Origin of the sequence: Streptomyces sp. NPDC005963 (genome assembly GCF_040638655.1) — a bacterium.
In the GTDB taxonomy this organism is placed as follows: domain Bacteria; phylum Actinomycetota; class Actinomycetes; order Streptomycetales; family Streptomycetaceae; genus Streptomyces.
In genome coordinates, this window is sequence record NZ_JBEXVD010000015.1 from 85637 (window position 1) to 110693 (window position 25057).

22 protein-coding genes are annotated in these 25057 nt (G+C 69.5%); 14 read left to right on the plus strand and 8 right to left on the minus strand.

Annotated features, from left to right (window positions below):
* Nucleotides 1–279: 279 nt before the first annotated feature.
* On the minus strand, nucleotides 280–1572 hold the full coding sequence (locus ABZ348_RS20710) for a hypothetical protein (protein ID WP_358935069.1): 1293 nt from the start codon (nucleotides 1570–1572) through the stop codon (nucleotides 280–282).
* Nucleotides 1573–2011: 439 nt separating this feature from the next.
* Here ABZ348_RS20710 and ABZ348_RS20715 point away from each other — a divergent pair, with 439 nt between their 5' ends.
* From ABZ348_RS20715 to ABZ348_RS20740, 6 genes are all read left to right on the plus strand, one after another.
* Nucleotides 2012–2485 carry an ATP-binding protein gene (locus ABZ348_RS20715; protein WP_358935071.1) on the plus strand — a complete coding sequence of 158 codons (474 nt, stop codon included), beginning with the start codon at nucleotides 2012–2014 and terminating at the stop codon, nucleotides 2483–2485.
* 167 nt (nucleotides 2486–2652) lie between these two features.
* Entirely contained in the window at nucleotides 2653–2994 is a 342-nt protein-coding gene (locus tag ABZ348_RS20720) for a hypothetical protein (RefSeq protein ID WP_358935072.1), read from the plus strand.
* A gap of 53 nt (nucleotides 2995–3047) precedes the next feature.
* On the plus strand, nucleotides 3048–3833 hold the full coding sequence (locus tag ABZ348_RS20725) for a hypothetical protein (RefSeq protein WP_358935073.1): 786 nt from the start codon (nucleotides 3048–3050) through the stop codon (nucleotides 3831–3833).
* 56 nt (nucleotides 3834–3889) lie between these two features.
* Entirely contained in the window at nucleotides 3890–4441 is a 552-nt protein-coding gene (locus ABZ348_RS20730; RefSeq protein WP_358935074.1) for a hypothetical protein, read from the plus strand.
* Nucleotides 4442–4524: 83 nt separating this feature from the next.
* The gene (locus ABZ348_RS20735) at nucleotides 4525–6129 is read left to right on the plus strand and encodes a multicopper oxidase family protein (protein ID WP_358935075.1); all 1605 of its coding nucleotides are present in this window, start codon (nucleotides 4525–4527) and stop codon (nucleotides 6127–6129) included.
* Nucleotides 6130–6232: 103 nt separating this feature from the next.
* A complete protein-coding gene (locus ABZ348_RS20740; protein WP_358935077.1) occupies nucleotides 6233–7990 on the plus strand; it encodes an NAD+ synthase in 1758 nt (585 codons plus the stop codon).
* Between the two features lie 70 nt (nucleotides 7991–8060).
* On the opposite strand, the gene ABZ348_RS20745 is transcribed toward ABZ348_RS20740, so the two are convergent.
* From ABZ348_RS20745 to ABZ348_RS20755, 3 genes are all read right to left on the minus strand, one after another.
* On the minus strand, nucleotides 8061–9092 hold the full coding sequence (locus ABZ348_RS20745) for an endonuclease/exonuclease/phosphatase family protein (protein ID WP_358935079.1): 1032 nt from the start codon (nucleotides 9090–9092) through the stop codon (nucleotides 8061–8063).
* Between the two features lie 371 nt (nucleotides 9093–9463).
* Nucleotides 9464–10243, minus strand: coding sequence for a TetR/AcrR family transcriptional regulator (locus ABZ348_RS20750; RefSeq protein ID WP_358935219.1), 780 nt, complete (start codon nucleotides 10241–10243; stop codon nucleotides 9464–9466).
* Between the two features lie 159 nt (nucleotides 10244–10402).
* A complete protein-coding gene (locus ABZ348_RS20755) occupies nucleotides 10403–12145 on the minus strand; it encodes a DHA2 family efflux MFS transporter permease subunit (protein WP_358935081.1) in 1743 nt (580 codons plus the stop codon).
* A 172-nt stretch (nucleotides 12146–12317) separates the two neighbouring features.
* On the opposite strand from ABZ348_RS20755, the gene panB reads away from it, so the two are divergent.
* The 3 genes from panB (at nucleotide 12318) to ABZ348_RS20770 (ending at nucleotide 15319) form a co-directional block, all read left to right on the plus strand.
* Nucleotides 12318–13178, plus strand: a complete 861-nt coding sequence (gene panB / locus ABZ348_RS20760) for a 3-methyl-2-oxobutanoate hydroxymethyltransferase (protein WP_358935083.1) — start codon at nucleotides 12318–12320, stop codon at nucleotides 13176–13178.
* Between the two features lie 225 nt (nucleotides 13179–13403).
* Nucleotides 13404–14456, plus strand: coding sequence for an ATP-binding cassette domain-containing protein (locus ABZ348_RS20765; RefSeq protein WP_358935085.1), 1053 nt, complete (start codon nucleotides 13404–13406; stop codon nucleotides 14454–14456).
* Nucleotides 14457–14497: 41 nt separating this feature from the next.
* Nucleotides 14498–15319, plus strand: a complete 822-nt coding sequence (locus ABZ348_RS20770) for an ABC transporter permease (RefSeq protein WP_358935221.1) — start codon at nucleotides 14498–14500, stop codon at nucleotides 15317–15319.
* A gap of 83 nt (nucleotides 15320–15402) precedes the next feature.
* Here the strand turns inward: ABZ348_RS20770 and ABZ348_RS20775 are convergent, their stop codons facing one another.
* Nucleotides 15403–18768 (minus strand): BTAD domain-containing putative transcriptional regulator, encoded by a 3366-nt coding sequence (locus ABZ348_RS20775; protein ID WP_358935087.1) that lies wholly within the window; start codon nucleotides 18766–18768, stop codon nucleotides 15403–15405.
* Nucleotides 18769–18898: 130 nt separating this feature from the next.
* Between ABZ348_RS20775 and ABZ348_RS20780 the strand changes: the two genes are divergently transcribed.
* Nucleotides 18899–19705 carry a site-2 protease family protein gene (locus ABZ348_RS20780; RefSeq protein ID WP_358935089.1) on the plus strand — a complete coding sequence of 269 codons (807 nt, stop codon included), beginning with the start codon at nucleotides 18899–18901 and terminating at the stop codon, nucleotides 19703–19705.
* A 51-nt stretch (nucleotides 19706–19756) separates the two neighbouring features.
* On the opposite strand, the gene ABZ348_RS20785 is transcribed toward ABZ348_RS20780, so the two are convergent.
* Both ABZ348_RS20785 and npdG read right to left on the minus strand, forming a co-directional pair.
* Nucleotides 19757–19996: a hypothetical protein gene (locus tag ABZ348_RS20785; protein WP_358935091.1), complete on the minus strand. Its 240-nt coding sequence runs from the start codon at nucleotides 19994–19996 to the stop codon at nucleotides 19757–19759.
* 13 nt (nucleotides 19997–20009) lie between these two features.
* A complete protein-coding gene (npdG, locus tag ABZ348_RS20790; protein ID WP_358935093.1) occupies nucleotides 20010–20765 on the minus strand; it encodes an NADPH-dependent F420 reductase in 756 nt (251 codons plus the stop codon).
* 94 nt (nucleotides 20766–20859) lie between these two features.
* Between npdG and ABZ348_RS20795 the strand changes: the two genes are divergently transcribed.
* Nucleotides 20860–21507, plus strand: a complete 648-nt coding sequence (locus ABZ348_RS20795; RefSeq protein ID WP_358935095.1) for a hypothetical protein — start codon at nucleotides 20860–20862, stop codon at nucleotides 21505–21507.
* Between the two features lie 57 nt (nucleotides 21508–21564).
* Nucleotides 21565–22845: an MFS transporter gene (locus ABZ348_RS20800; RefSeq protein ID WP_358935097.1), complete on the plus strand. Its 1281-nt coding sequence runs from the start codon at nucleotides 21565–21567 to the stop codon at nucleotides 22843–22845.
* Nucleotides 22846–23020: 175 nt separating this feature from the next.
* Here the strand turns inward: ABZ348_RS20800 and ABZ348_RS20805 are convergent, their stop codons facing one another.
* Nucleotides 23021–23257, minus strand: a complete 237-nt coding sequence (locus tag ABZ348_RS20805; protein ID WP_358935099.1) for a hypothetical protein — start codon at nucleotides 23255–23257, stop codon at nucleotides 23021–23023.
* A gap of 113 nt (nucleotides 23258–23370) precedes the next feature.
* Here ABZ348_RS20805 and map point away from each other — a divergent pair, with 113 nt between their 5' ends.
* Nucleotides 23371–24228 carry a type I methionyl aminopeptidase gene (gene map / locus ABZ348_RS20810; protein WP_358935100.1) on the plus strand — a complete coding sequence of 286 codons (858 nt, stop codon included), beginning with the start codon at nucleotides 23371–23373 and terminating at the stop codon, nucleotides 24226–24228.
* 143 nt (nucleotides 24229–24371) lie between these two features.
* A complete protein-coding gene (locus ABZ348_RS20815) occupies nucleotides 24372–25037 on the plus strand; it encodes a biliverdin-producing heme oxygenase (protein WP_358935102.1) in 666 nt (221 codons plus the stop codon).
* Nucleotides 25038–25057: the final 20 nt, after the last annotated feature.

The following is a 25057-nucleotide window of genomic DNA, read 5'->3' on the forward strand; positions in this document are numbered from 1 at the left end:
TTCACGGACGAGATCGAGAACGCTTCAGGCAGCGAGCTCCAGACGGTACTGATCCGGTGGGCCATGAACATTCCCACCGAGTACGACGACGAGGAACAGGCCCTGGTGGAACGGGTCCGGGCCGGGACGCATAGGCCGACAGCCGTTCGTCGAAGCGCGCAACGTCGTAGAACGGCCCGGCTAGCCCGAAGTCACCCAGGCGAACCTCTACATGGATGTCGAGAATCGACTGACGGATGACGGACAAGTGCTCAGAGGTGATCTGGCGAAACTCGATAGTCACGTTCGTCGCCCCACTCGTTCTGTATAGCGCTCCGTCCATTCGGCGGCAGATGCGGGCCTCCGTTTGGTCTCGATGATGCGGTCGAAGCGCGCGAAAAGCCGGTCAATCCGCCCAGTAAGTGAACCACCGTCGCGGCCAGGCAGGACAGTCAGGGCTGTGGTGCACGCTTGATCGACGGCACCTTGACGAAGCTGAGCGAGGGCAAGGTGAACGGTGTAGTACGTCCTATTGCGCCGGTACTGGGGACGCAGCCGTGAAAGAGCGCGATGGAACTGGGCCTCGGCCTCGCTGTGCCGACCGACTTCCGAGGTAATCAGTCCCGAGAGCCCATGGAGTTCAGCCTCGTCAAAAAAGGCAATCCACGCTGGGCGGGGCAGGTCGAGGTCGGCACGGTCGAAGGCTGCGCGTGCCTGGTCGAGAGTTCGCAGTGCGATCCTCTCCTCGCCTGATTGGGAGTGGACGCCGGCCAGGCGGGCCGCAGCGAGCGAGGCGTACAGGGGATCACGGCGACAGGCTGGGGAACTGCGGGCTACCTGAGCTGCGGCGATCGCCTCGGCGAGGCCCCCTGGCCGCTGGGTGGCCAGTAGCGATGCGTGGCTCCAAAGCCGTAGCTTGACATCCTCGTTCCCGGAGAGTCCGGCGAGAGTAAGCGCGCGCTCCAGGTGGCGCTGTGCCCGGTCCGGGCGGCGGTCATCCACTGCTGCCCACAGTGCGGTGCCGGTGAACGCCGCGGCGAGACGGTACAGATGGGACCGGACTCGATCCGTCGCCGAGCCGACTGTCTGCCGCTCCAGCGCGTGTTGGGCGAACGCTAGGGCACGAGTCTCCAGCTTGATCGTGCCACCATCTGAGTTGTCTGCTGCAACTAACTGGCCGAAGGCTGTTTCGAGTTCCCTGACGTCACGCATACCTACGCGCGGCCGAGCCACAGCCATCGGCGCGGGCAGCATGGCTGCTGTCAACGAGGCAGTGGCGGTGGTGAAGGTACGGCGCTTCACTGAGTCCTCCGATGCTGGCGTACAGGTGCCTCCCTCACTCGTGGTGCCCGACGAGCGGGGCACGAATCCCAGGTCCAGGATGGGGACTCCGAACTCTGCCTCCAGAGCCAGTCTCAGCCGCTCTTGCGGCCATCGAGTTTTTCCGGTCAGCCAGTTGCGGATGTGCCGGTCGGTGACATGGGCAGGCTTGCCGGTTAACCGCTCACCGTGGGCGTTCAGACGCTGTGCCAGCTCGCATTGCGTCAACCCTGCTGCCGTCATGTGAGCTGCAAGAAGGACGTTCTCCGTCATTCACCCAACGTAGCGCTGCGTGCGCTTTCGGTAGACCTCTCCAGGTAAAAATTACCGGTTGCCCGTACTGGCTTGGGGCCGGAATTGCCTGTCTCTTGAGGGGGTCTGGGCGGTTTTCTACTTGTGAACGACCGTGACTTCGAGGCCAGGACCACTACTTCAATCTGCCTGTCGGTCACGGGGATGCCAGCCCTTCAGACCTCGCCCAGACCTGATGGAGAGACAGCTTCGTGGCACTCTCAGCGCCTAGTCAGACCACGTGTTTCGACCACGTCGTCCAGTTCTCACCGGAGAGCGCGGTTGACCTCACTACTCGTCCACACTCCACTGCCCAACCCGTCTGCCCCTTGCTGGCCGAGGCCAGAGGAAGGCGGCGAGCACTCCGCGCCCTGCCTCTGAGCCCCCGGGCCCGCGAGATGGTGTCGCCAGGCGGCATCTCATGACCGGGAAGGGCCGTCATTCTGTAGCGTCGGCGGGCTCTGAACGGCACGCGGGCACTGCGATCGCGGCCACTCCCGTCTTCACGGAGACTCTGCCGAGGGTTCCTGAGTCGGCGCGGAGCGCGCGACGCCTCGTGTCCTCGGCGCTCACCGCCTGGGGCTTGGAAGGCGCGGCCGACGCGGCGCAGTTGGTGGTGTCGGAGTTAGTCGCGAACGCTTTCGTGCACGCGTCGGGGCCCCGGATCCGGGTGACCGTGACGAGGCAGGGCCCGACGTCCGTGCGGGTGGCGGTGGTGGATGAGTCTCAGGCGCTCCCCCGTAACCGAAGCGTGGGTGACCAGGCTGAATCGGGCCGGGGTCTGGCGCTCGTGGCTGCGCACTGCGGAGGCCAGTGGGGCGTGGAACTCCTGGACCAGGGCGGCAAGGCCGTGTGGGCCATCGTTTCAGTCGGCGACCACACCACACCGCGGTGAGCGGGCTCCCCCAGCGTTCGTCGCGGAGCGGTACGGGTTTTGAGGAGTGTTTCCTGTACTGGGCCGAGGTGGCCGCTGACTGTCCCCCTGAGCCTCCCAGGCCCAAGCCCATCTGTCTCGGCGCGTTCGTGACTCCGTATGCAGCGCGAGCGGTGCGGTGGCTGTGTGTGCAGGCGGAGCGCCTCGCCAACGGCCTGGACCCCGATCCCGACGTTCCGTGGTCGGCTGCGCTCCTCTCCGTCGACGCCCGGACTGCGCTCGATCTCGACCTCGGTGACGCGCCGACCCGGCTACGGGCCTGGATCGCGGATGAAGACGCTCGGCACCAGATCGTGCAGGACCTCAAGGCCGGTCACGATTTCTCCTTGGAAGCCGCCGACTGGACAGGTCGATACAAGCTGACGGCCTGGCCATGGAGAACTTCCGCCCAAGTCGACCTCAGCTCATTCGGTACCCCCTGGCCGCACATCGGCAGCCATGACAACAGAACCCTCAGCTCACCGCACTGAGTGACCTACAGGCCCCCATGTCGCCCCACCCTCTCGACACGTCAGGACATGCCATGAACTCGCCCACCGGGGCCTTCATCGAGCCCCCCTCGGAAGTTGACCTCGCCATGCGTGGGCTGATCGAGGCCCTGAAGGCCCGTGGCCACTGGGCCCTCGTGGACCGGACCGCCTCAGAGGCGGTCACGGTGCACTTCCACTCCCCGATCCGATTCACCCTGGCAGGGGCTCCTGCCTACCCACTGGACCGCGACGACGACCGCCGCACCTTGCAACAGGCCCTCCACGGGCAGGAGGTCAACGCGGAGATCACCGTCTCCCCCTGGTATGAACGGGGCCCCTTCCTGACCCTGGCCACCCCCGCCGACGCGCAGCGCTTGACCGCTCTGATCTGGCAGGAGATGCCGGAGTCCGACCTCCTCAAGCATCGTCTGGGCGCTGCCCTCCGTGCTGCCGGCGTAGAGGTAGGCGATATGAGGATCAATGATCTGGGCGTGGAGATCGGGACGATCAGCGCACGCGACGCCCTCACCTTGATCACGGTTCTCGGGGGGAAGCATCCGCCCCGAGCAAACCCGGCCAACGGGCGAAACACCGAAGGGATCACGGACCGCCTCCGCGGCCGGCTCCGCCGCCTCGCCCCCCGGATCAAGGTCACCCCGCATCCGGCCTGCACCAGCTGTGTTCAAGACCGACCCCACCAGATCCGTATCGGCACGGCCACGTTGGAGCAGATCAACGACCTGATCGGCGCCATTGAGGCCGGAACCGAGGCACAAGAGCGCTCCTCGCGGCATCGACGGGCGCTCCGGGAACATGGCAGGGCTGCCGTCGACACATGATCGCCTACCCATGGGTACGCGCTGTTCATATACCCGGTGGGGGTAAGATTCCCTCCATGGAACTGGGGAACGGCCGGCGGACGGGACAGCTGCTGCTGTTGGTCGCGCTGCTGTTCGGCCTCGCCACCATGCACACGGTGGGGCATCCCGCGCCGTCGGGCGCCACGGCCGCCCCCGCGCAGTGCCCGTACCCGACCACCTCGCACCCCACCGCCCGCTACGGCTCCCACGAGGTCGATTCCTCCGAGGGCGGTTCCCACCAGGGCGCCGAACAGGGTCCGATCTCCGGGCCAGGTGCGGCAGTGGCAGGCCCTCCCGTTGACGGGGCGCTCGACCCGCCCCACGTGCCGTCGACATCCGTCCTGCCGGTGCAGGACGGTGCCGAAGACGCCCACGGCGGCGACCACGGGATGGACCCGTCCACGGTCTGTCTGGCCGTGCTCGCCGCCAACGGCGTCGTCCTCGCCGTCACCGGCGACTGGTGGGAGCTGCCCGCGGCCACCCACCCCTCCGTACGCGGTGTCGGCGTGCGGGCCGTCGACACCCTGCGCCCCGCGCCACCGCCTCCCCGCACCCTCCTGGCCCAACTGTCGGTGCTGCGGACCTAGGCCGAGCCCTCGCCGTCCCCGCGGCGAACGCGCGTCCGTCCACAGCTGCTCCATCGACACACCACCACGAGGTGCACTCAGTCATGCGTTCACACATCACCCGCCGCTCCATGGTCGGAGCCTCCCTGGCCGTCGCCGGCTCCGGGGTCCTCGCCGCCTGCTCGACCTCCGGTTCGGGCGGGGGCCACGCCGGGCATGGCGGCGGAGGGAAGGCCAGCGCCCCCGGCAAGACCCCCCAGGGCTTCGTCACCCCCGACGGCCCCGAGGTCCGGGCCGCCGAGGCCAAGCGCGGTACGGGCCCCGAGCGGAAGGTCAAGCTCACCGCCGTGGCCACCCAACTCGACCTCGGCGGCGGCACTACCGTGCGCTCTTGGGCGTACGGGGACGACCTCCCCGGGCAGGAGGTCAGGGTGACCGCAGGGGACACCCTCGCCCTCACCCTCGCCAACCACCTCCCGCAGTCGACCTCGCTGCACTGGCACGGGCTAGCGCTGCGCAACGACATGGACGGAGTGCCCGGGCTGACGCAGCAGCCCATCAAGCCCGGGGCGTCCTTCGACTACCGGTTCGCCGTCGCGCACCCCGGAACGTACTGGTTCCACCCGCACTCCGGCGTCCAGCAGGACCGCGGTCTGTACGCACCACTGATCGTGGAGGACCCCAAGGAGCCGCTGGCGTACGACAAGGAGTGGGTGATCGTCCTCGACGACTGGGTCGACGGGGTGGACGGCTCGACTCCGGACGCGGTGCTGGCCGAGCTGAGCAAGGGCATGGGAGGCGGCGCCCACGAGGGGCACGGGGGCATGGAGCCCATGTCCCTCGGCGCCGATGAGACGCCCGGGCCGAAAAAGGGACCGTCGCGGATGATGATGGGCGCGAAGAGCGATCTGCTCGGCGGGGACGCCGGGGACGTGGCCTACCCGCACTACCTGATCAACGGGCGCACTCCCGAGGCACCCACGTCCTTCAGTGCCCGGCCCGGCGACCGCATCCGGCTGCGCATCATCAACGCGGGCGGGGACACCGCCTTCCGGGTCGCGCTCGGCGGCCATGAGCTGACCGTGACCCACACGGACGGCTTCCCCGTCCAGCACGCGCGGACGGATGCGCTGCTGCTCGGCATGGGCGAGCGCTATGACGTCCTGATCACCGCGGGCAGCGGGGTCTTCCCGCTCACCGCGGTCGCCGAGGGCAAGAAGGCGGCGGCCCTGGCCGTGCTGCGGACGGCTGGTGGGGCGGCGCCGACCGCAGCCACCCGACCGAAGGAGCTGACCGGGCGCGTACTGAGCGCGGACAAGCTGCGCGCCCACGCCTCCGTCGCCCTGCCCGCACGGAAGCCCGACCGTACGATCAAGATCAAGCTGACGGGCGGTATGGCGCGGTACGACTGGGGCTTCGACGGCAAGAGGTACTCGCCCGAGCCCCGCCACGAGGTCCGCTCGGGGGAACGGGTCCGGCTCGTCTTCGCCAATCCCACCGCGATGTGGCACCCGCTGCATCTGCACGGGCACACCTTCGCCCTGGCGAACACGGCGGGCGGCGCGCGCAAGGACACGGCCGTGATCCTGCCGAACGGCAACCTCACCGTGGACTTCGACACCGACAACCCGGGGTTGTGGATGATCCACTGCCACAACGTCTACCACGCCGAAGCGGGCATGATGACGGTGCTCGGCTACCGCAAGTGACGCTCCGCAACCCCTGACCCGGTGTGGGACGCCCCGCTCGCGTGGGGCGTCCCACACCTCCCACCCAGGACATCGCGTCAGAAAGACGATTACACTGGGCGGCGTGCCTCAACTACGTCTCGCCCTGAATCAGATCGACTCCACCGTCGGCGACCTCGCCGCGAACGCCGAGGCGGTCGTGCGCTGGACCCGGCACTGCGCCGAGCAGGGAGCGCATCTGGTCGCCTTCCCGGAGATGGTGCTGACCGGCTACCCCGTGGAGGACCTGGCCCTGCGGTCGTCCTTCGTGGAGGCGTCGCGGGCCACCGTGCGGGCGCTCGCCGCCCGGCTGGCTGACGAGGGGCTCGGGGAGCTGCCGGTGGTCGTCGGCTACCTCGACCGCTCCGAGCGCGCCCAGCCCAAGTACGGCCAGCCGGCCGGCGCCCCGCGCAATGCCGCGGCCGTGCTGCACCGGGGCGAAGTGGTGCTCACCTTCGCCAAGCACCACCTGCCCAACTACGGCGTCTTCGACGAGTTCCGGTACTTCGTGCCCGGTGACACCCTGCCCGTCATCCGGGTCCACGGCATCGATGTGGCGCTCGCGATCTGTGAGGACCTCTGGCAGGACGGCGGTCGGGTGCCCGCCACCCGGTCGGCCGGCGCCGGGCTGCTGCTCTCCGTCAACGCGTCGCCGTACGAGCGGATGAAGGACGACGCCCGATTGGAGTTGGTGCGCAAGCGGGCGCAGGAGGCCGGGTGCACCACCGCCTATCTGGCGATGATGGGCGGACAGGACGAGTTGGTCTTCGACGGTGACTCGATCGTGGTCGACGCGGCGGGCGAGGTCATCGCCCGTGCGCCGCAGTTCTCCGAGGGGTGCGTGGTGCTCGATCTGGAGCTACCCGCCGCCGGGGACGCGCCCTCCGGCGTGGTCGACGACGGGCTGCGGATCGAGCACGTGGTGCTCTCGGCGGACCCGCTGCCCGCCTATGAGACGGAGGTCGCCGGCGGTTACGCGGAGCGTCTCGACGACGACGAGGAGGTGTACTCGGCGCTGGTCGTCGGATTGCGCGCCTACGTGGCCAAGAACGGATTCACCTCGGTGCTGATCGGGCTCTCCGGCGGCATCGATTCCGCGCTCGTCGCCGCGATCGCGTGCGATGCACTGGGCGCCCAGCACGTCTACGGCGTGTCGATGCCGTCGAAGTACTCGTCCGAGCACTCCAAGGCGGACGCCGCCGAACTCGCACGGCGCACCGGCCTCAACTTCCGTACGGTCTCCATCGAGCCCATGTTCGACGCCTATATGAGCGGTCTTGAGCTGACCGGACTGGCCGAGGAGAACCTCCAGTCACGGCTGCGGGGCACCACACTGATGGCGATCTCCAACCAGGAGGGCCAGATCGTGCTCGCCCCCGGCAACAAGTCCGAGCTGGCCGTCGGGTACTCCACCCTGTACGGCGACTCCGTCGGGGCGTACGGGCCGATCAAGGACGTCTACAAGACGACCGTGTTCCGGCTCGCGAAGTGGCGCAACCGGGCGGCTCACGAACGCGGGCAGACGCCCCCGATCCCGGAGGACTCGATCAGCAAGCCGCCGAGCGCGGAACTGCGACCGGGCCAGGTGGACACCGACTCGCTGCCGGACTACGACGTACTGGACCGCATCCTGGAGTTGTACGTGGACCGGGACCAGGGCAAGGACGCAATCGTGGCGGCCGGGTTCGACGAGGAACTCGTCGCACGGACCCTGCGAATGGTGGACCTGGCCGAGTACAAGCGACGGCAGTACCCGCCGGGCACCAAGATCTCGGCGAAGGGCTTCGGCAAGGACCGTCGACTGCCCATCACCAACCGCTGGCGCGAGTCGATCTCGCACTGAGTTCGACACCGCCGGAGGCCGCGGGCCCGCCCCGCCGGGATGTGATGTGACGTCACATCCCGGTGCGGGGTCAGAGGACGACGCGCGCCGCGATGGGCAGATGGTCGCTGTCGGTGCGCGGCAGGGTCCACGACGACACCGGCTCGACCCCCTTCACCATGATCTGGTCGATGCGCGCCAGTGGGAAGGAAGCCGGCCAACTGAAGCCGAACCCGTCCCCGGCTGCGCCCTGGGTGGAACGCATCTGCGAGGTCACGGCGTTCAACGCGCGGTCGTTCATCGTGCCGTTGAGGTCGCCGAGGAGCACGACCTTGCTGATCCGTTCCCTGGCGATGGCCTCACCGAGCGCATCGGCGCTGTTGTCCCGCTGGTTGGCGGTGAAGCCCGCGTGCATCTTGACCCGGACGGACGGCATATGGGCGACATAGACCGCCACATCGCCCTTGGGCGTCTGGACCGTGGAGCGCATGGCGCGCGTCCAGCCCACCCGGATCTCCACGGGGGAGCTGTCGACCAGCGGGTACTTGCTCCACAGGCCGACCGTGCCCTGCACCACGTGGTGGTCGTAGGTCTCGGCGAGTGCCTTGCGATAGGTGTCCACCTGCCCCTGGGGCAACTCCTGGAGGGCGAGCACATCCGCGCCCGATGCGGCGACTTCCTTCGCCGTACCGCTGGGGTCGGGGTTCTCCGCGTTGACGTTGTGGGTGGCGACCATCAGATCGCCGCCGCCGGTGGACTTGTCGGTGAGCAGCCCGCCGAAGAGGTTGAACCAGACCACGGTCGGGAGCAGCAGGACGATCAGGGCGGTGGCCGAACGGCGCCAGAGCGCGGCCACCAGCAGCAGGGGGATGAACAGCAGGCCGAGCCACGGCAGGAACGTCTCGTTCAACGAGCCCATGTTCCCGATCCGGTTGGGGACCTGGGCGTGAAAGATCATCAGCAGCGCGATGGACACCGCGGATGCGGCCACCAGGAGGCCGCGCCGCCAGATGTCGTGTTCGCCGCGCCAGCCGTCCAGGAGGCGTCGGGCTCGGGATCGGGATCGGGTGAGCCGGTCCCCCGGGTCGCCGCTCCCGGTCTCGGTCTCGTACGCCTGCACCATCAAGCCCGTCCTCACTGCCTTGCCTGCCGTCGTTCCAGCCTCGACATCGACATTAGGCGATGACGGTACTGGTCTCACCGCCCGGGAGCGGCCGTACTTTCCCGATGACGACGGGGCAGCGGCAGTGGTTCCTCGTATCGGGCCTGGTGGGGGTGGTGTGACAGAAGACGCACATGTCAGAAGTGCTTCGGCGCGGCGTGTCGCGCCGGGTTCCATAGGCCGAACGCCCTTGGGGCGGCGGCACGGCGTCCGGCGGGCGGGGTGGCCCGGGGCCGAACGGGCGCTCGTACCGGTGGTGTTGCCAAGGCGCGGGGAGCGGTCGGACGCTCAGTGGGCGCAGGGGACGTCAACGGGCCGGGGCTACGGGGGAGTCAGGGCGAGGGCCAGCGCGGCGGACGGACGCCCGCGAGCACCGCGTCCACGATCTGCTCCGCGCTGCTCTCCGACCAGACCACCTCCGGTCGGAGCACGGTGCGCACCAGGATCGGTCCGACGAACAGATCGCCCAGCAGGTCGAAGTCGAGGTCGTCGCGGATCTCCCCCGCGGCGATGCCGCGCCGCAGCACCTCGTCCATCTGGAGCCGCCGCGGCAGGACGGAGACCCTGTGGTGCATCTCCCACAGTCGGGGATAGCTCTGCATCTGCGCGAACACGCTGACGAGCAGCGCCGACGACCTCTTGGCGAGACCGCGCCGGTGGATGTTCTCCATCAGGACGACCAGGTCGTCGCGGAGCGAGGTGCCGGGCAGGGGCGGGTCTTCGGGGTCGAGGGAGCTCACGACGTCGACGAGGAGCGCTTCCTTGCCCTCCCAGCGCCGGTAGATGGTGGCCTTGCCGACGCCCGCCGTGCGGGCGATGCGCTCGATGGAGAGGTCGGAGAGGGGCACGCCCTCCTCGATCAGACTCAGGGTGGCCTCGATGATGGCGCGTTCGGCGGCCTCGCTGCGGGGGCGGCCACGGCGTGCGGGAGCGGCGTCGGTGGTCGCGGGCGTTGTGGTGGACGCGGGTGCGGGGTGTGGTCGGGTGGTGCCCTCTGCCGGCCGTGTCGCGGCAGGCGTGGCGGAAGCGCCGTTCCGGCCGGCATCGGATTTCCGCTCGGCATCGGGTTCCCGGTCGGCATCGGGTTCCCGGTCGGCATAGGCGTCGGTCACCGGTTCCGGGGGTCGCGAGCCGGCGCGATGCTCGGGACGCCCCTCGGGGCGCTTCTTCACGGGCACGTCCGCTCCCTCTCTGCCACGACCACTGCCGCCGTCGGGCACGCTCGGCCTGTTCACCTCGCCGATTGTCCCCGATGGGAACGTACGCGGTGATCAGCGCTCGGTGGAACCGGCCGCCGGCTGGGGTGGTGGTGGGGCGTCCCGCACGGGTCGTCCCCCGTCCGCCGTCGTCGCGTCCTGGAGGTCGGGGGCGACCCGGGGGTGCGCAACGTCGGCCGCGCCCGCCAGATCCGTCGAAGGGGAAGGCTGCCCGGTCGAGGGCCGTGGACGACCGGGCAGCCAGCGCAGGGCGACCACGACCCCGAGCAGGGCGACCGCAGCCGCACAGAGGGCGGTGAGGTGCATGGCGTCGATGAAGGCGGCGTTCGCCCGGGTGATCAACTGCTCGCCGGCCGGACCCAACCGGTCGGCGACGGCGAGGCTCCCCTCGATCGACTCCCCCGCGGCGTGGCGCATCCCGACCGGGAGGTTCGCCAACTCGCCCTCCATTTCGGCGCGGTAGCGGATGGAGAGCAGCGAGCCGAGCACGGCCACCCCGAGCGCCCCGCCGACCTGGCGGAAGGTGTTGCTGACCGCCGATCCCGAACCCGCCTTCTCCCGCGGCAGCGACTGCATGACGGCGGTGGTGACCGGCACGGTGATGTGGGACATTCCGACGCCCTGGACGAAGAGGGAGACCCCGAAGACCCACATGGGCGTGGACTCGTCGAAGAAGGCGAAGGACCCGAGCCCCACGGCGATCAGGACCAGCGCCCCGGCGCAGACGGCACGGGCCCCGAAGCGCGCGACGACCAGTCGGGCGCGCGGCGAGAAGAACATCTGGGCGAGTGCGAGCGGCAGGACGAGGAGACCGCATTCGAGGGCGCTGTAGCCGCGCACGCTCTGGAGGTAGAAGGCGGAGAGGAACGTCACGCCCATCATCGCGAAGAAGACGAGGGCGATGGCGACGACGGATGCGGAGAACGCAGGCATCCGGAAGTAGTTCATGTCGATGGCCGGATGGGCGCTCCGCTTCTCGTGCCAGACGAAACCGGCCAGCACGGCGATGCCGCCGAGGACCGAGAGGAGCACGGAGGGCTCGGTGAAGTCGGCGAGTTCGCCGCCGCGGATGATCCCGTACACGAGCAGCACCAGGCCGACGATGGACAGGAGCACGCCGATGGGGTCGGTGCGGCCGGGGGCGGGGTCCTTGGACTCGGGCACCAGGATCGCCATGGCGATGAAGGCGACGATCACGACCGGCACGTTGACCAGGAAGATCGAGCCCCACCAGAAGTGTTCGAGGAGGACTCCGCCGGTGACGGGCCCGATCGCGATGCCGAGGCCGACACTGCCCGCCCAGATGCCGATCGCCTTGGGCTGCTCGTCGCGCTCGAAGACGTGCATCAGCACGGCGAGGGTGGCGGGCATGACGAAGGCCGCGCCGAAGCCCATCACGCCCCGGTAGGCAATGAGCTCACCGGGTGAGGTGGAGAAGGCGGCGAGTGCCGATCCCACGCCGAAGACGACGATCCCGAAGAGCAGGACCTTCTTGCGGCCGATGCGGTCGCCGAGCAGCCCGGCCGTGAAGAGCAGCCCGGCGAAGAGCAGCGTGTAGGAGTTGATCGCCCATTCCAGTTCGCCCTGGGTGGCTCCGATGCCGGTGGGCGCGGGGCTGGCGATGGTCTTGACGGCGACGTTGAGGATCGAGTTGTCCAGCACAACGATGATCAGGCTGAACGTCAGGACGGTGAGGATCGCCCAGCGGCGCCGGTGCACGGCCGCGGGTATGCGCGGCCCGTCGCCCGGCGCCGCGGAGGCACCGAGGGGGCCGGACGAAGGCTGCGGATTCGGCATGGCGCCACCATAAACTATTTTCGATACGAGACCGTCTCGTATAGCAATTCTTTACATGCGGGCGCACTCCTCAAACGGGCCCCCTTCCCCGCGAGCGACACGAAGTGCCACCATGGGAGGGATCCGGGGACGCCGTCAGGGCGCCACGAGATGACGTAAGGAGCCGTTAGCCATGACGCTTCAGGCTGCCCGCAAGCCCGCCGACAGCAGCAAGACGCTGTACGGCGGCAAGGGCACACGCCGCATCACGGTCCATGACATCGCCGGCGCCAAGGAGCGCGGCGAGAAGTGGCCGATGCTCACCGCCTACGACGCGATGATCGCGTCCGTCTTCGACGAGGCCGGGATCCCGGTCGTGCTCGTCGGCGACTCCATGGGGAACACCCACCTCGGCTACGAGACCACCGTCCCGGTCACCATGGACGAGATCACCCTGCTCTCCGCAGCCGTCGTGCGCGGCACCCAGCGGGCGCTGGTCGTCGGCGACCTCCCCTTCGGCTCCTACCAGGAGGGCCCGGTCCAGGCCCTGCGCAACGCGACCCGGCTGGTGAAGGAGGCGGGCGTCGGTGCGATCAAGCTGGAGGGCGGCGAGCGCTCGCTGGCCCAGACGGAGATGATCGTGCAGGCCGGCATCCCCGTGATGTCCCACCTCGGTCTGACTCCGCAGTCCGTGAACACCATGGGCTACCGCGTACAGGGTCGCGGTGACGAGGCCGCCCACCGCCTCCTGCACGACGCCAAGTCCGCGCAGGAGGCGGGTGCGTTCGCCGTCGTCCTGGAGATGGTCCCCGCCGAACTCGCCGCCGAGGTCACACGCTCGCTCCAGATCCCCACCATCGGCATCGGAGCCGGACCCGACACCGATGCACAGGTCCTCGTTTGGACCGACATGGCGGGCCTCACCGCGGGCAAGGTGCCGCGCTTCACCAAGCAGTACGCCGATCTGCGCAGCATTCTGGGCGATGCGGCCAAGGCGTTCGCCGACGACGTGGTCGGCGGTGCGTTCCCCCAGGAGGAGCACACCTTCCACTGACCCCGCCCGGCCCACGAGCCATCCCGGTACAGACGACAGCCCGCCGATCATCCCCCGTCGGCGGGCTGTCGGGATGTAGGGGGCGGCACACGGGTACCCGTCGGTGATCGGTCGGCGAGCGGTCGGTGTCGGTCGGTGAGTTTGTCGGTGAGTTGTCGGTGTCAGCCGGTGCTTGTCGGTATATCTGTCGGCGAGCTGTCGGTCGTGCCGCCCATCGTGGGTCGCATGACGCACTACGACCGAAGCGACACTTCCCACCGGGGCGCGGACGCCCACACCGTCGAGGTGAGGGGGCTGGTCAAGCACTACGGCACCACCAAGGCACTCGACGGCGTGGACCTCGATGTCCCCGAGGGCACGGTGATGGGCGTGCTCGGCCCCAACGGCGCGGGCAAGACCACCCTCGTGCGGTGTCTGTCCACCCTCGTCATCCCCGACTCCGGCACCGCCAGGGTCGCCGGGTACGACGTGGTGCACCAGCCGCACGAACTGCGGCGCACCATCGGGCTCACCGGCCAGTACGCGTCCGTCGACGAGAAGCTCTCCGGGTGGGAGAACCTCCAGATGATCGGGCGGCTGCTCGACCTGTCCCGCAAGGAGGCCCGCACCCGCGCCGACGCCATGCTGGAACGCTTCTCCCTGACGGACGCCGCCCGGAGGCCCGTCCTCCAGTACTCCGGCGGAATGCGCCGCCGGCTCGACCTCGCAGCCTCCTTGATCGGCCGGCCCGCCGTCCTCTACCTCGACGAACCCACCACCGGGCTGGACCCCAGGACCCGCAACGAGGTCTGGGACGAGGTGGAGTCGATGGCGGACGAGGGCGTCACCGTCCTCCTCACCACGCAGTACATGGAGGAGGCGGAGAAGCTCGCCCATGCGTTGACCGTCGTCGACCGCGGACGGGTCATCGCCAACGGTGGCGTGGACGAATTGAAGGCCAAGGTCGGTGGACGCACCCTGCACATCCGCCCCAGCGAACCCGCGCGGCTCTCCGAGATGGCCCAGGCGCTCAAGGAGGCCGGCCTCGACGGAATCGCAGGGGTCAGCGTCGCCCCCGACGACCAGTTGGTGACGGTCCCGATCCTCAGCGACGCACAACTGACCTCCGTGATCGGCGTGCTGTCGGCACGGGGCTTCGGCATCGCCCATATCTCCACCCAACTGCCCCGTCTGGACGACGTCTTCCTCTCCCTCACCGGCTCCACCCCGCCGGCCACCGCCCCACACGACACGACCGACACGACCGACGCAGCAGCCATCCCGGAGTACACCTCATGAACCTCGACACCCCCACCAGGCCCCTCAGCCCCACGAGGCCCATGGCGCCGAGCCCGGACGGCCCGCTTGCGAAGACGACCGCCAAGGCCCGCATCGGACCCCGGGCCCATCTGCGGCACATCGAAGCGCTGACGCGTCGGAACCTCCGCCAGATCAAGCGGGACCCACAGTCGATGTTCGACGTCCTGCTGATGCCGATCGTCTTCACCCTGCTCTTCGTGTACGTCTTCGGCGGCGCGATCTCCGGGCAGGGGAACCAGGCCGACTACGTCAACTACGTCGTCCCGGGGCTCATGGCGATGATGGGCATGAGCATCGCCATGGCCGTGGGCACCGGCATCAACGACGACGTCAAGAAGGGGGTGATGGACCGGTTCCGGTCCATGCCGATCGCCCCGTCATCGGTGCTCGTGGCGAAGATCGTCGTCGAGGTGGGCCGGATGGCGGTGGCGATGACCATCCTGTTGGCGATGGGCTTCGTCCTCGGCCTTGAGGTGCAGACCTCGTTCGTGCACCTGCTCTTCGCGATGGGCCTGTCGATCCTCTTCGGGGCCTCACTGATGTGGATCTTCATCCTGGTGGGGCTCTCCCTGAACACCCCCCAGGCCGTGCAGGGAATGGCGTTCCTGGTGTTCACCCCGCTCCAGTTCGGTTCGTCCATCTTCGCCTCGCCTTCCACCATGCCCGATTGGCTGAAGACCTTCACCGACTACAACCCGCTCTCCAACCTCGCCGACGCGGCCCGGGCCCTGATCACCGGGGGCGAGTGGGCGAACTCGGTCTATTGGACGCTGGGCTGGGCGGCGGCGGTCACGCTCGTCACCGCGCCCCTGGCCGTCGCCGCCTTCCGCAAGCGGACCTGAGCCGAGGAGCTCGGGCGGGGGTGTCCCGTGCAGGGACGGCCGACCTCCGGGCCTCCAGCGGGCCCCTCGGCGACGGGGTCGACTCACCGTGCCAGGGCGACGGCCTCCTCCAGGCTGAGTTCGCCGCCCTGCGCACGGGCCGACTCATACGCCTCGTCCCCCAGCAACGCACGGAGCTCTCCCTCGGCCGACTCCCTCGCCTCGCGCTCATGGCGCAGGCGGAGATAGCCCGGGGGTACCCGGGCGTCGGCGGCACCGATCAGCCGGGCCGCGTCCGCCGCCCGCTCGGGCCGGCCGCCGACGACCGTTCTGGCGAGCGTCACCAGATGCACCGGAACCAGCTGCGGTGCGACCAACATGCTCAGCCGTTCGGTCGCCCGCTCCAGGGCGGCGAGCGCTCTCGTCCGGGCGGATTCCCACTCCCCATCGCCGATGTCGAGCCAGGCGAGGAAGCCGATCAACATGCCTTCGAAGATCGCCATGGTGTTGCGGCGGAACTGCTCCACCAACAGGATGACCTCGGCCCGCGCCTCGGCCCTGCGGCCCGTCATCCCGAGCCAGACGGCCAGGTGGATACGGGCAATGGCGGTCGACTCGTTGATCTCCCCGTCATAGGCGTCCAGGACTTCACGGGCCAACCGCTCACCGCGCTCGCCCTCGCCGATCTCGATCAGGATGCCGGCGAGCCGTCCCCTCAGCACCGCCACCTGGATGGTGGCTCCGATCCGTTCGGCATGGGTGATGGCGGCCCGGTAGTCCTCGGTCGCCAGATCGAACTCGCCCTTCCGTTCCCGGGTCTCGCCCCGGGCGGACAGCGCCTCCGACGCACCCCAGTCGTCCCCGAGCTCGATGAAGATCTTCCGCGCCTCTTCGGCGTCGTCGGCGGCGCCCCCCGACAGATGGGAACGGTGGGCGAGCAGCGCGGCCCGAGTGTGGAGCGCGCAGGCCAACTCCCATGAGTAGTCCAGTTCACGGCACGTCTCGACGGTCCGGTCGAGCATGGCCTTGAGCCGCTCCACGTCTTCGGTGAGCAGGATGGCGTAGAACCACAGGGCTCCCGGCACCCGGCAGGTCTGCGGCAGGCCCGGCCGATAGACCCGGGTGATCCCCTGGAGCCGCTGCTGGTTCTCCGGGGTGCCCCACTCCTCCACCCCGTGGTCGACGAAGATCAGCCGTAGCACGGCCACTCCGCGGCGGGCCTCCTTGAGGAGTTCGGGCGGCATGGGCGGGGGCACGTCCGAGAACCGCTCGTAGATCGGGGGCGCGGGAGCGTACGGCGGCGCGAAGGGATCGGGCCCCAACTCCGCGGCCACCCCTGTCCAGTGGCGGGCTTCGGAGCGCAGATCACGGACCTGCCAGTACCAGGAGAGCGAGAGGACGAGGTGCAGCGTCTCCTGCTCGTCCCGGGCGAGCACGGCACGGCGCAGGGCGGTGCGGAAGTTCTCGTACTCCCGTTGGAAGGTATCGATGGCGTCGCGCTGCCCGTGGCGGCGCAACAACGGATCGGTGGTACGGGCCAACTCGCGGTAGTGGACGAGGTGACGGCGTTCGACGGGCGCACGCTCGGCCGCCTCGTCGAGTCGTTCGGCGGCGTACTCGGCCACCGTCTCCAGCAGGCGGTACCGCATGTCTCCCCGGTCCGCGGGGGCCGCGACCACGAGGGACTTGTCGATGAGTGAACCCAATGCGTCGGCGACGGCCGTGCCTCCTGCCGTGCCGCGGGCCGCGGTGTCGGCCGAGGGGGCGTCGTCCGCGCAGACGTCTTCGGCCGCGGTCAGCGAACAGCCGCCGGCGAAGACGGAGAGACGCCGCAGCACCGCCCGCTCGGAGTCGTCGAGCAGGTCCCAGGACCAGTCGACGACGGCACGCAGGGTCTGTTGGCGCGGCAGGGCGGTACGGCTGCCGTTGGCCAGCAGTCCGAACCGGTCGTCGAGGCGTGCCGCGATCTGGCTCGGGGTCAGCATCCGCAGCCGGGCGGCGGCCAACTCGATGGCGAGCGGCAGACCGTCGAGACGGCGACAGATCTCGGCGCAGGCGTCTGGGTCGTCGTCGATGCCGAATCCCGGACGGGCCGCCGCCCCCCGTTCGGCGAACAGCCTCAATGCCGTTGGCTGCGGCAGCGGATCGACCGGGCGCACCAACTCGCCGGCGACGTTGAGCGGCTCCCGGCTGGTGGCGAGGACGGTCAGCCCGGGACACTCCTCCAGCAGCCGTTGGGCGAGCGTGGCCACGGCGTGAACGACGTGCTCGCAGTTGTCGAGGACGAGGAGCATCCGGCGGCGGGAGCAGTGCTCGACGAGCCGCATCAGGGGGTCGTCACCCCGGCGCAACTCCTCGGCCCCGGCCGAGCGCAGCACGGTCTGTCGGGCTCCGAGGGTCGTCAGCACGGTCTCGGGGACGTCGTCGGGGTCGTCGACGGGCGCGAGTTCGACGAGCCAGACGCCGTCGGGTGCCTCGGCCACGCCTTCGGCGGCCTCCGCGGACAGTCGGGTCTTCCCCGCGCCGCCGGGCCCCAGCAGGGTGACCAGACGGGCCCTGGTCAGATCGTCCCGGATGGTCTCGATATCGCGTTCGCGCCCCACGAAGGAGGTGAGCCGGGACCTGAGGTTCCCCGGGGCCCGCCCGCGCGTCCCTCCCGCGGTGTCGGTGTCGATCGTCCCTGCGGTGGCCTTCGGTGCAGCCGGCGCCGTGCGGGAACCTGTGGCCGGCGGCGCGTCGGGGTGGTCGCCGTGCGAGGTCAGCAACTCGGTGTGGAGCGCACGCAGTGCCGGACCGGGATCGGCGCCCAGCAGATCGGCCAACCGGCGGCGGAACGTTTCGTACTCCGCCAGTGCCTCGGCCGACCGGCCAGTGGCCCGCAGCGCCCGCAGCCGCAGCAGTTGGAGCGACTCGTCGATGGGGTGTTGCGCACCCAGGGCGGCCAGCTCTTCCAGCGCTTCCCCGGGCCGGCCGAGGAGGAGCAGCGCCGAGAGCCGCCCGCGTCGGGCGTTCAACAGGCCGGCCTCCCAGCGGGGCGCCTCCACGGCCCGCAGCGGCAGATCGGCGAGCAGCGTGCCCTGCCAGAGCGCGAGCGCCTCGTCGAACAGAGCGATCGCCGGACCGGGCTCGCCGCCTTCCAGGGCCCGGGTGCCCTCTCCCGCGATCCGGGCGAACCGGTGCAGATCAATGTCGTCCCGCTCGGCGCGCAGCAGATAGGCGCCCTCGGTGGAGACCACCGCCTCCCGACCCAGCACCCGCCGCAGCCGTCCGACCAGGGCTTGCACCGCGCCCGTCGCGTCGATGGGCGGATCGCCGGCCCACACCTCGTCGACGAGCACCCCGACCGGGACCGCGCGGCCCGGTCGCAGTGCCAGCACCGTCAGCAGGGCGCGCAGTCGCGCCCCGCCGACGGAGACGGGCGTCCCGTCGTTGCGGAGTGCCGAGGTGGTGCCGATCAGCCGATAGCGCACCCGCCCATTGTCCCCGCTGCGAACGACCGCCCGCTCACCAGGAACCGACCCGCACCCGCCGGTCGTTCCCGACTCACCGGTTGTACGGTCGGTCAGCACACGTCAGCTCCACGGCCCTCGGAGTCGCCCCATGCCCACTGCCGCCTCACGCCACAGCGACCGGCGCATCAGCCCGGTCTTCCTCGGGATCGTCGCCGTGATGGCGGTGAGCGGCTGGGCGGTGTGGACGGACTACGCGGCGACGGTCGGGCTCGCGGTCTTCCTCTTCGTCACCTCGGCGTGGATCGTCTCGCTCTGTCTGCACGAGTACGCCCATGCGCGCACCGCCCTGCACAGCGGAGACCTCTCGATCGGCGCCAAGGGATATCTGACGCTCAACCCCCTCGCCTACACCCATGCACTGCTGAGCATCGTGCTCCCGGTGCTGTTCGTGATCATGGGTGGCATCGGTCTGCCCGGTGGCGCGGTCTTCATCGAGCGCGGCAGCATCCGGGGGCGGTGGAAGCACAGCGCGATCTCGGCCGCGGGGCCGCTGACCAATGTGCTGTTCGCCGTCGTCTGCACGGCGCCGTTCTGGTTGGACGCGCTGGACGGCGTGCCGATGGTGTTCCGGTACGCGTTGGCGTTCCTCGCCCTGCTCCAGGTGACGGCGGCCATCTTGAACTCGCTGCCGGTGCCGGGGCTGGACGGCTACGGGGTGATCGAGCCCTGGCTCTCGTACAAGATCCGTCGGCAGGTGGAGCCGTTCGCGCCCTTCGGGCTGCTCGCCGTGTTCGCGCTGCTGTTCATCCCCGAGGTCAACCACTTCTTCTTCGACGGGGTCGACGCGGTGCTGCGCGGGCTCGGGGTCGGCGGGCTGGAGTCGGACTGCGGGCTGGAGTACTACCGCTTCTGGCAGGGGACCAATGAGTTCTGCGAGTCCTTCGTCAACGAGTGACGTGACGGCGCCGATGGCCGTGGCCCGTTCGGGAACGGGCAGCGGTGCGTGTCAGTCGGTGGTCGCGGCCCGGTGCGCCTCGATCTTGGCCTTGCGGAAGTAGTACCAGGTCATGTTGGACGCGAGTCCCGCGAGCAGGATCCAGACAACACCGATCCACAGGCCCTGGGTGAAGGAGACCACGGCCGCCACCACGGCGAGCACACAGACAGCGAGGGCGAAGAGGGCGAGGCGGGGCATGGGGTGAGGCTCCTGTCGGGGGGTTCGACCGTCCCCCACAGTGTCCCCCATGCCCCGAACCGGCTCACACGTCGGTGACGCGCAGCCCTGCGTGCGCCTTGTAGCGGCGGTTGACGGAGATCAGGTTGGCCACCAGCGACTCGACCTGGTGGGCATTGCGCAGCCGGCCGGCGAAGACCCCACGCAACCCGGGGATGCGGCCGGCCAGGGCCTGCACCAGGTCGGTGTCCGCACGGGACTCGCCGAGCACCATCACATCGGTGTCGATCTCCTCGATGGAGGCGTCCTGGAGCAGTACGGCGGACAGGTGGTGGAAGGCCGCGGTGACCCGTGAGTCGGGCAGGAGGACGGCGGCCTGCTCGGCGGCGCTGCCCTCCTCGGGCTTGAGGGCGTAGGCGCCCTTCTTGTCGAAGCCGAGCGGGTTGACGCAGTCGACGACGAGCTTGCCGGCGAGTTCATCACGCAGCGATTCCAGGGTCTTGGCGTGTCCGTCCCAGGGCACGGCCACGATCACGACATCGCTGCGCCGGGCGCATTCGGCGTTGTCCGCGCCCTCGATCCCCAGACCGAGTTCGACGGCGGCCTTCTGGGCGCGTTCGGCGGCCCGGGAACCGATGATCACCTTCTGGCCGGCCTTGGCCAGCCGGTAGGCGAGGCCACGACCCTGGTCACCGGTTCCACCGAGGACGCCGACCACCAGGTCGGAGACGTCCGGGAGGTCCCAGGGGTCCTTGGCAGCGGGCTTGACGGCCGGGCCTGCGGAACCGTCTGCGTTCGCGGGGGTGCTCGTGGGGGTGCTCGCGGAGTTCGTCGAAGTCATGATCCGACCCTACTCGCAAGTAGTTCCTCTCGAACGGGTGAACCGGGAGTATCGGACTGACTGCCGTGTCATGTGTCCTTCATGATCTGGGGCCATGGATGCCGTACGAGTCGCCCTGCTGCGTGAAGTCCTCGCGGGTACGAAGTGGCCCGCCGCAACCCGACGGTTCGGCGGGATCCTGCGGACCTCCGTGGTGCCGCGGGGCGGCGGCCTCCTCCTGGTGGGCACCGCCGAGTACGAGCCCTGGCACCTGGCCGCCCATCTGGTGGACGAGGCGGCCTGGTCGGGGTTGCCGGAGCTCACTCCGACGCTGGTCCGCCATCAGGTGCGACCGGACGACCCGGCACATCTGGCGGTCGGTCTCGGCCGACTGGAGGCCACCCGCCGCGGTGAGACGCTGCTCCTGGTCACGCCCGGACATCCGGAGGCCGATCTACTGGAGCGGGTGTACGACGCCCGGCGGGCGGGAGCCACGGTGCTGGCCCTGGACGGTGGGAACCCGGAGGTCGCGGGGCTGGCGCACGAGACGCTGACGGTCGAGGCCAACGCCCAGAGCACGGGCGCGGACGGCACCATCGACGCGGCCGCAGACATGCACATCGACATGGACACCGTGCAGCATCTGGTGAGCGCGGCCGCGGGCGAGAACAGCGTGCCCACGGCGCGCGGCAAGCGGCAGTTCCGCGATCGGCTCTCCCGACTGGCGGACCAGTTGACCACTCCCCCGCCCGCCCGCTGGTGAGGCACAGCGGAAAACTCGCTTGCTGAGGGTCATCGACGACCTGGACGATGGTTAGTTGTGGCTTCCAAGCTTTCGGCGGTAACCCCGGACTTCTCCCCCTGGCACTCCTCGCGCGACTTCCGACTGCTGTGGGTGCAGGGTCTCGTCACCTTCTTCGGCAGCACCATGGCCATGGTGGCGCTACCGCTCCAGATCAAGGAGATGACGGGTTCCCCGCTGGCCGTGGGCGCGATGGGCGCGGTCGAGCTGATCCCCTTGATCGTCTTCGGGCTGTACGGCGGCGCCCTCGCGGACTACTTCGACCGACGCACGCTCATCCTCGCCACCGAGGCCGGTCTGGGACTGCTCGCCTCCGTCCTGCTGGTGAACGCGCTCCTGCCGGACCCGATGCTGTGGCCGCTGTACGGGGTCGCTGCCGGGGTCTCCGCCCTCGCCGGGCTCCAGCGCCCGGCGTTGGACTCGATGATGGCCCGCATCGTGCCGCACGACCAGCAGACCGCGGCTGCGGTGTTGAACACCCTGCGCTGGCAACTCGGCGGAATCGCGGGACCTTCGGCGGCGGGTGTGATCGTGGCGTACGCCGGCCCGGCCACGGCCTACGGGGTGACGATCGCCGGCTACGGAGCCTCCGTACTGCTGTGTCTGCGGCTCAGACCTGCGCCCGCGGCGCACGACGCGGAGAAGCCCTCGCTGCGGGGCATAGCGGAGGGTGCGCGCTATGCGTGGTCACGGCCGGTGCTCCTGGGTACGTACGCAGTCGATCTCGTTGCGATGATCTTCGCCTTCCCGCTCGCGATCTTCCCGTTCCTCGCGGACGAACTCGATGCCGAGTGGTCGTTGGGGCTGATGTACACGGCACTCGCGGTCGGCTCGGCACTCCTGAGCGCGACCAGCGGTTGGACCTCGCGGGTCCGCCGGCACGGCCTGTTGGTCATCTGCGGCGCCGCGGTCTGGGGCCTGGCCATCACGGTGGCCGGCTGGGTGGGCAACGTCTGGCTGGTGCTGCTGTGCCTCGCGGTCGCGGGGGCGGGCGACACCCTCAGCGGCTTGGGTCGCTCCACGATCTGGAACCAGACGATCCCCGAGGAGTTGCGGGGGCGACTGGCGGGGATTGAGGTGCTGTCGTACAGCGTCGGTCCGCAGTTCGGTCAGGTCCGGGCTGGCGCGATGGCGGGGTGGACGGGCACCCGGTCCGCGTTCTGGGGCGGGGGGCTGCTCTGTCTGGCGGGCGTGGGGTTGCTCACGGCGATGCTGCCCCGCCTGGTGCGGTACGACGCGGACACCGATGAGGACGCGCTGCGCCGCCGGGCCCAGCAGGAGGCCGCGGCGCAGCCGTGACGGCTGCGCCCGGCCCGTTTCATGGGTCGAACCGTCACGGGCCCGGCCCGTCCGGCACACGGCTGGCGATCACCGTGCGCCGGACGGAACGGGACGGAAGGTGCCCTGCGGGGGCGGCCGTGGCCGGGTGGCTCCCCGCCTTCGTGGCAGCGAACCGATCTTCGGGGCGATGGGCTCAGGAAGCCGATCCGCCTCCGGTGCCGCGGTCGCCGTCATGCCATTTCGGGTCGTTCTCCCATTCGAGGTTGCGCTCCCGTGCGGTGTCCATCGCGCGTTCCGCCTCTGCGCGGGTCTCATAAGGGCCGAAACGGTTCTTCGCCGGACACTCGGGGCCTTCTTCGACCTTCTTGTGCTCCAGGCAGTAGAACCACTCCCCCGCCTTGCCGACCGTACGCCTCTTGAACAGAGCCATCAGCGGCTCCCCTCTCTCGTGCAATCTCTCGTGCCACGGCAATGGATTCCCATGCGTGGGCGCCCGTCCCTTGTCGCCATGCTGCCCCACCACCCCTGGTTAGACTCGCTGACATGTCTGGCCAGTCACTGCTCGTACCCGGCGAGCTCTCCCCCACCCGTCCCGTGCCCGCTGCGATCCGCCGTCCCGAGTACGTCGGGAAGGAGGCGCCGACCCCGTACACCGGCCCGGAGGTGCAGGACTCCGACACGGTCGAGCGGATGCGCATCGCCGGCCGCATCGCAGCGCAGGCGATGGCGGAGGCAGCCCGTCACATCGCCCCCGGTGTGACCACCGACGAACTCGACCGGGTCGCGCACGAATTCCTCTGTGACCACGGCGCCTACCCCTCGACGCTCGGCTACCGGGGCTTTCCGAAGTCCCTGTGCACCTCGGTCAACGAGGTCATCTGCCACGGCATCCCCGACTCCACCGTCCTGCGCGACGGGGACATCGTGAACCTCGACGTCACGGCGTTCATCCACGGGGTGCACGGAGACAACAACGCCACCTATTTCTGCGGTGACGTCGACGAGGAGTCACGGCTCCTGGTGGAACGCACCCGCGAATCGCTTAATCGGGCCATCAAGGCGGTCAAGCCGGGGCGTCAGATCAATGTCATCGGCCGAGTGATCGAGTCCTATGCGAAACGATTCGGCTATGGCGTGGTCCGGGACTTCACCGGACACGGGATCAACACCGCGTTCCACTCGGGCCTCATCGTGCCCCACTACGACGCCGCCCACGCCACCACGGTCATCCAGACCGGCATGACCTTCACCATCGAACCCATGCTGACCCTCGGGACATACGAGCACGACATGTGGGACGACGGCTGGACCGTGGTGACCAAGGACCGCAAGCGCTCGGCCCAGTTCGAGCACACCCTGGTGGTGACGGACGCCGGAGCGGAGATCCTCACCCTGCCCTGAGCCGGGCCATAGGTGAAATTTTTACCGACAGCTCGTCGGGAAACCATTGACTTAGGTTTACCTAAGTAGGATGATCGGTGGCGGTAGCAGCCATGCGCTGATGCCCTCCGCACTTCTCCGTCACCTGTTCCTGGAGGTCCGCCTTGGACGCCACCGCCACCGGCACTCCCTTCTCCACGCTCATCCGCGTCGCCTCGCACGAGCAGCACACCGAGGCAGAGACCTCCTCCTTCATGAGCGACCTCATGGGGGGTCAGCTGGGCGTGGACGCCTATGCGCGGTACACCGAACAGCTGTGGTTCGTGTACCGGGCGCTGGAGGAGGCCGCCGAAACGCTGAAGGACGACCCGGTGGCGGGGCCCTTCATCCAGCCGGAGCTCTTCCGCACCGCCGAACTGGAGCGCGACCTGGAGCACATGCGGGGCGCCGACTGGCGGGAGACGGCCTCACCCCTGCCGGCGACCGCGGCGTACGCCGCCCGGGTCGCCGAGTGCGCGAGGACCTGGCCCGCGGGCTACGTCGCCCACCACTACACCCGCTATCTGGGTGACCTCTCCGGCGGCCAGATCATCCGGGACCGCGCGGAGAAGACCTGGGGCTTCGCCCGCAAGGGCGACGGCGTACGGTTCTACGTCTTCGAAGGCATCTCCAACCCCGCCGCCTTCAAGCGGGGCTACCGCGAAATGCTGGACGCGGTGAACGCCGACGACCTGGAGAAGCAGCGCATCATCGACGAGTGCAAGCGCGCCTTCGACTTCAACGGCGCGGTCTTCCGCGAGCTGGGCTCGGAGTTCCCGCTCAGCGCCTGAGCACCGAACGCGAGAAGGGG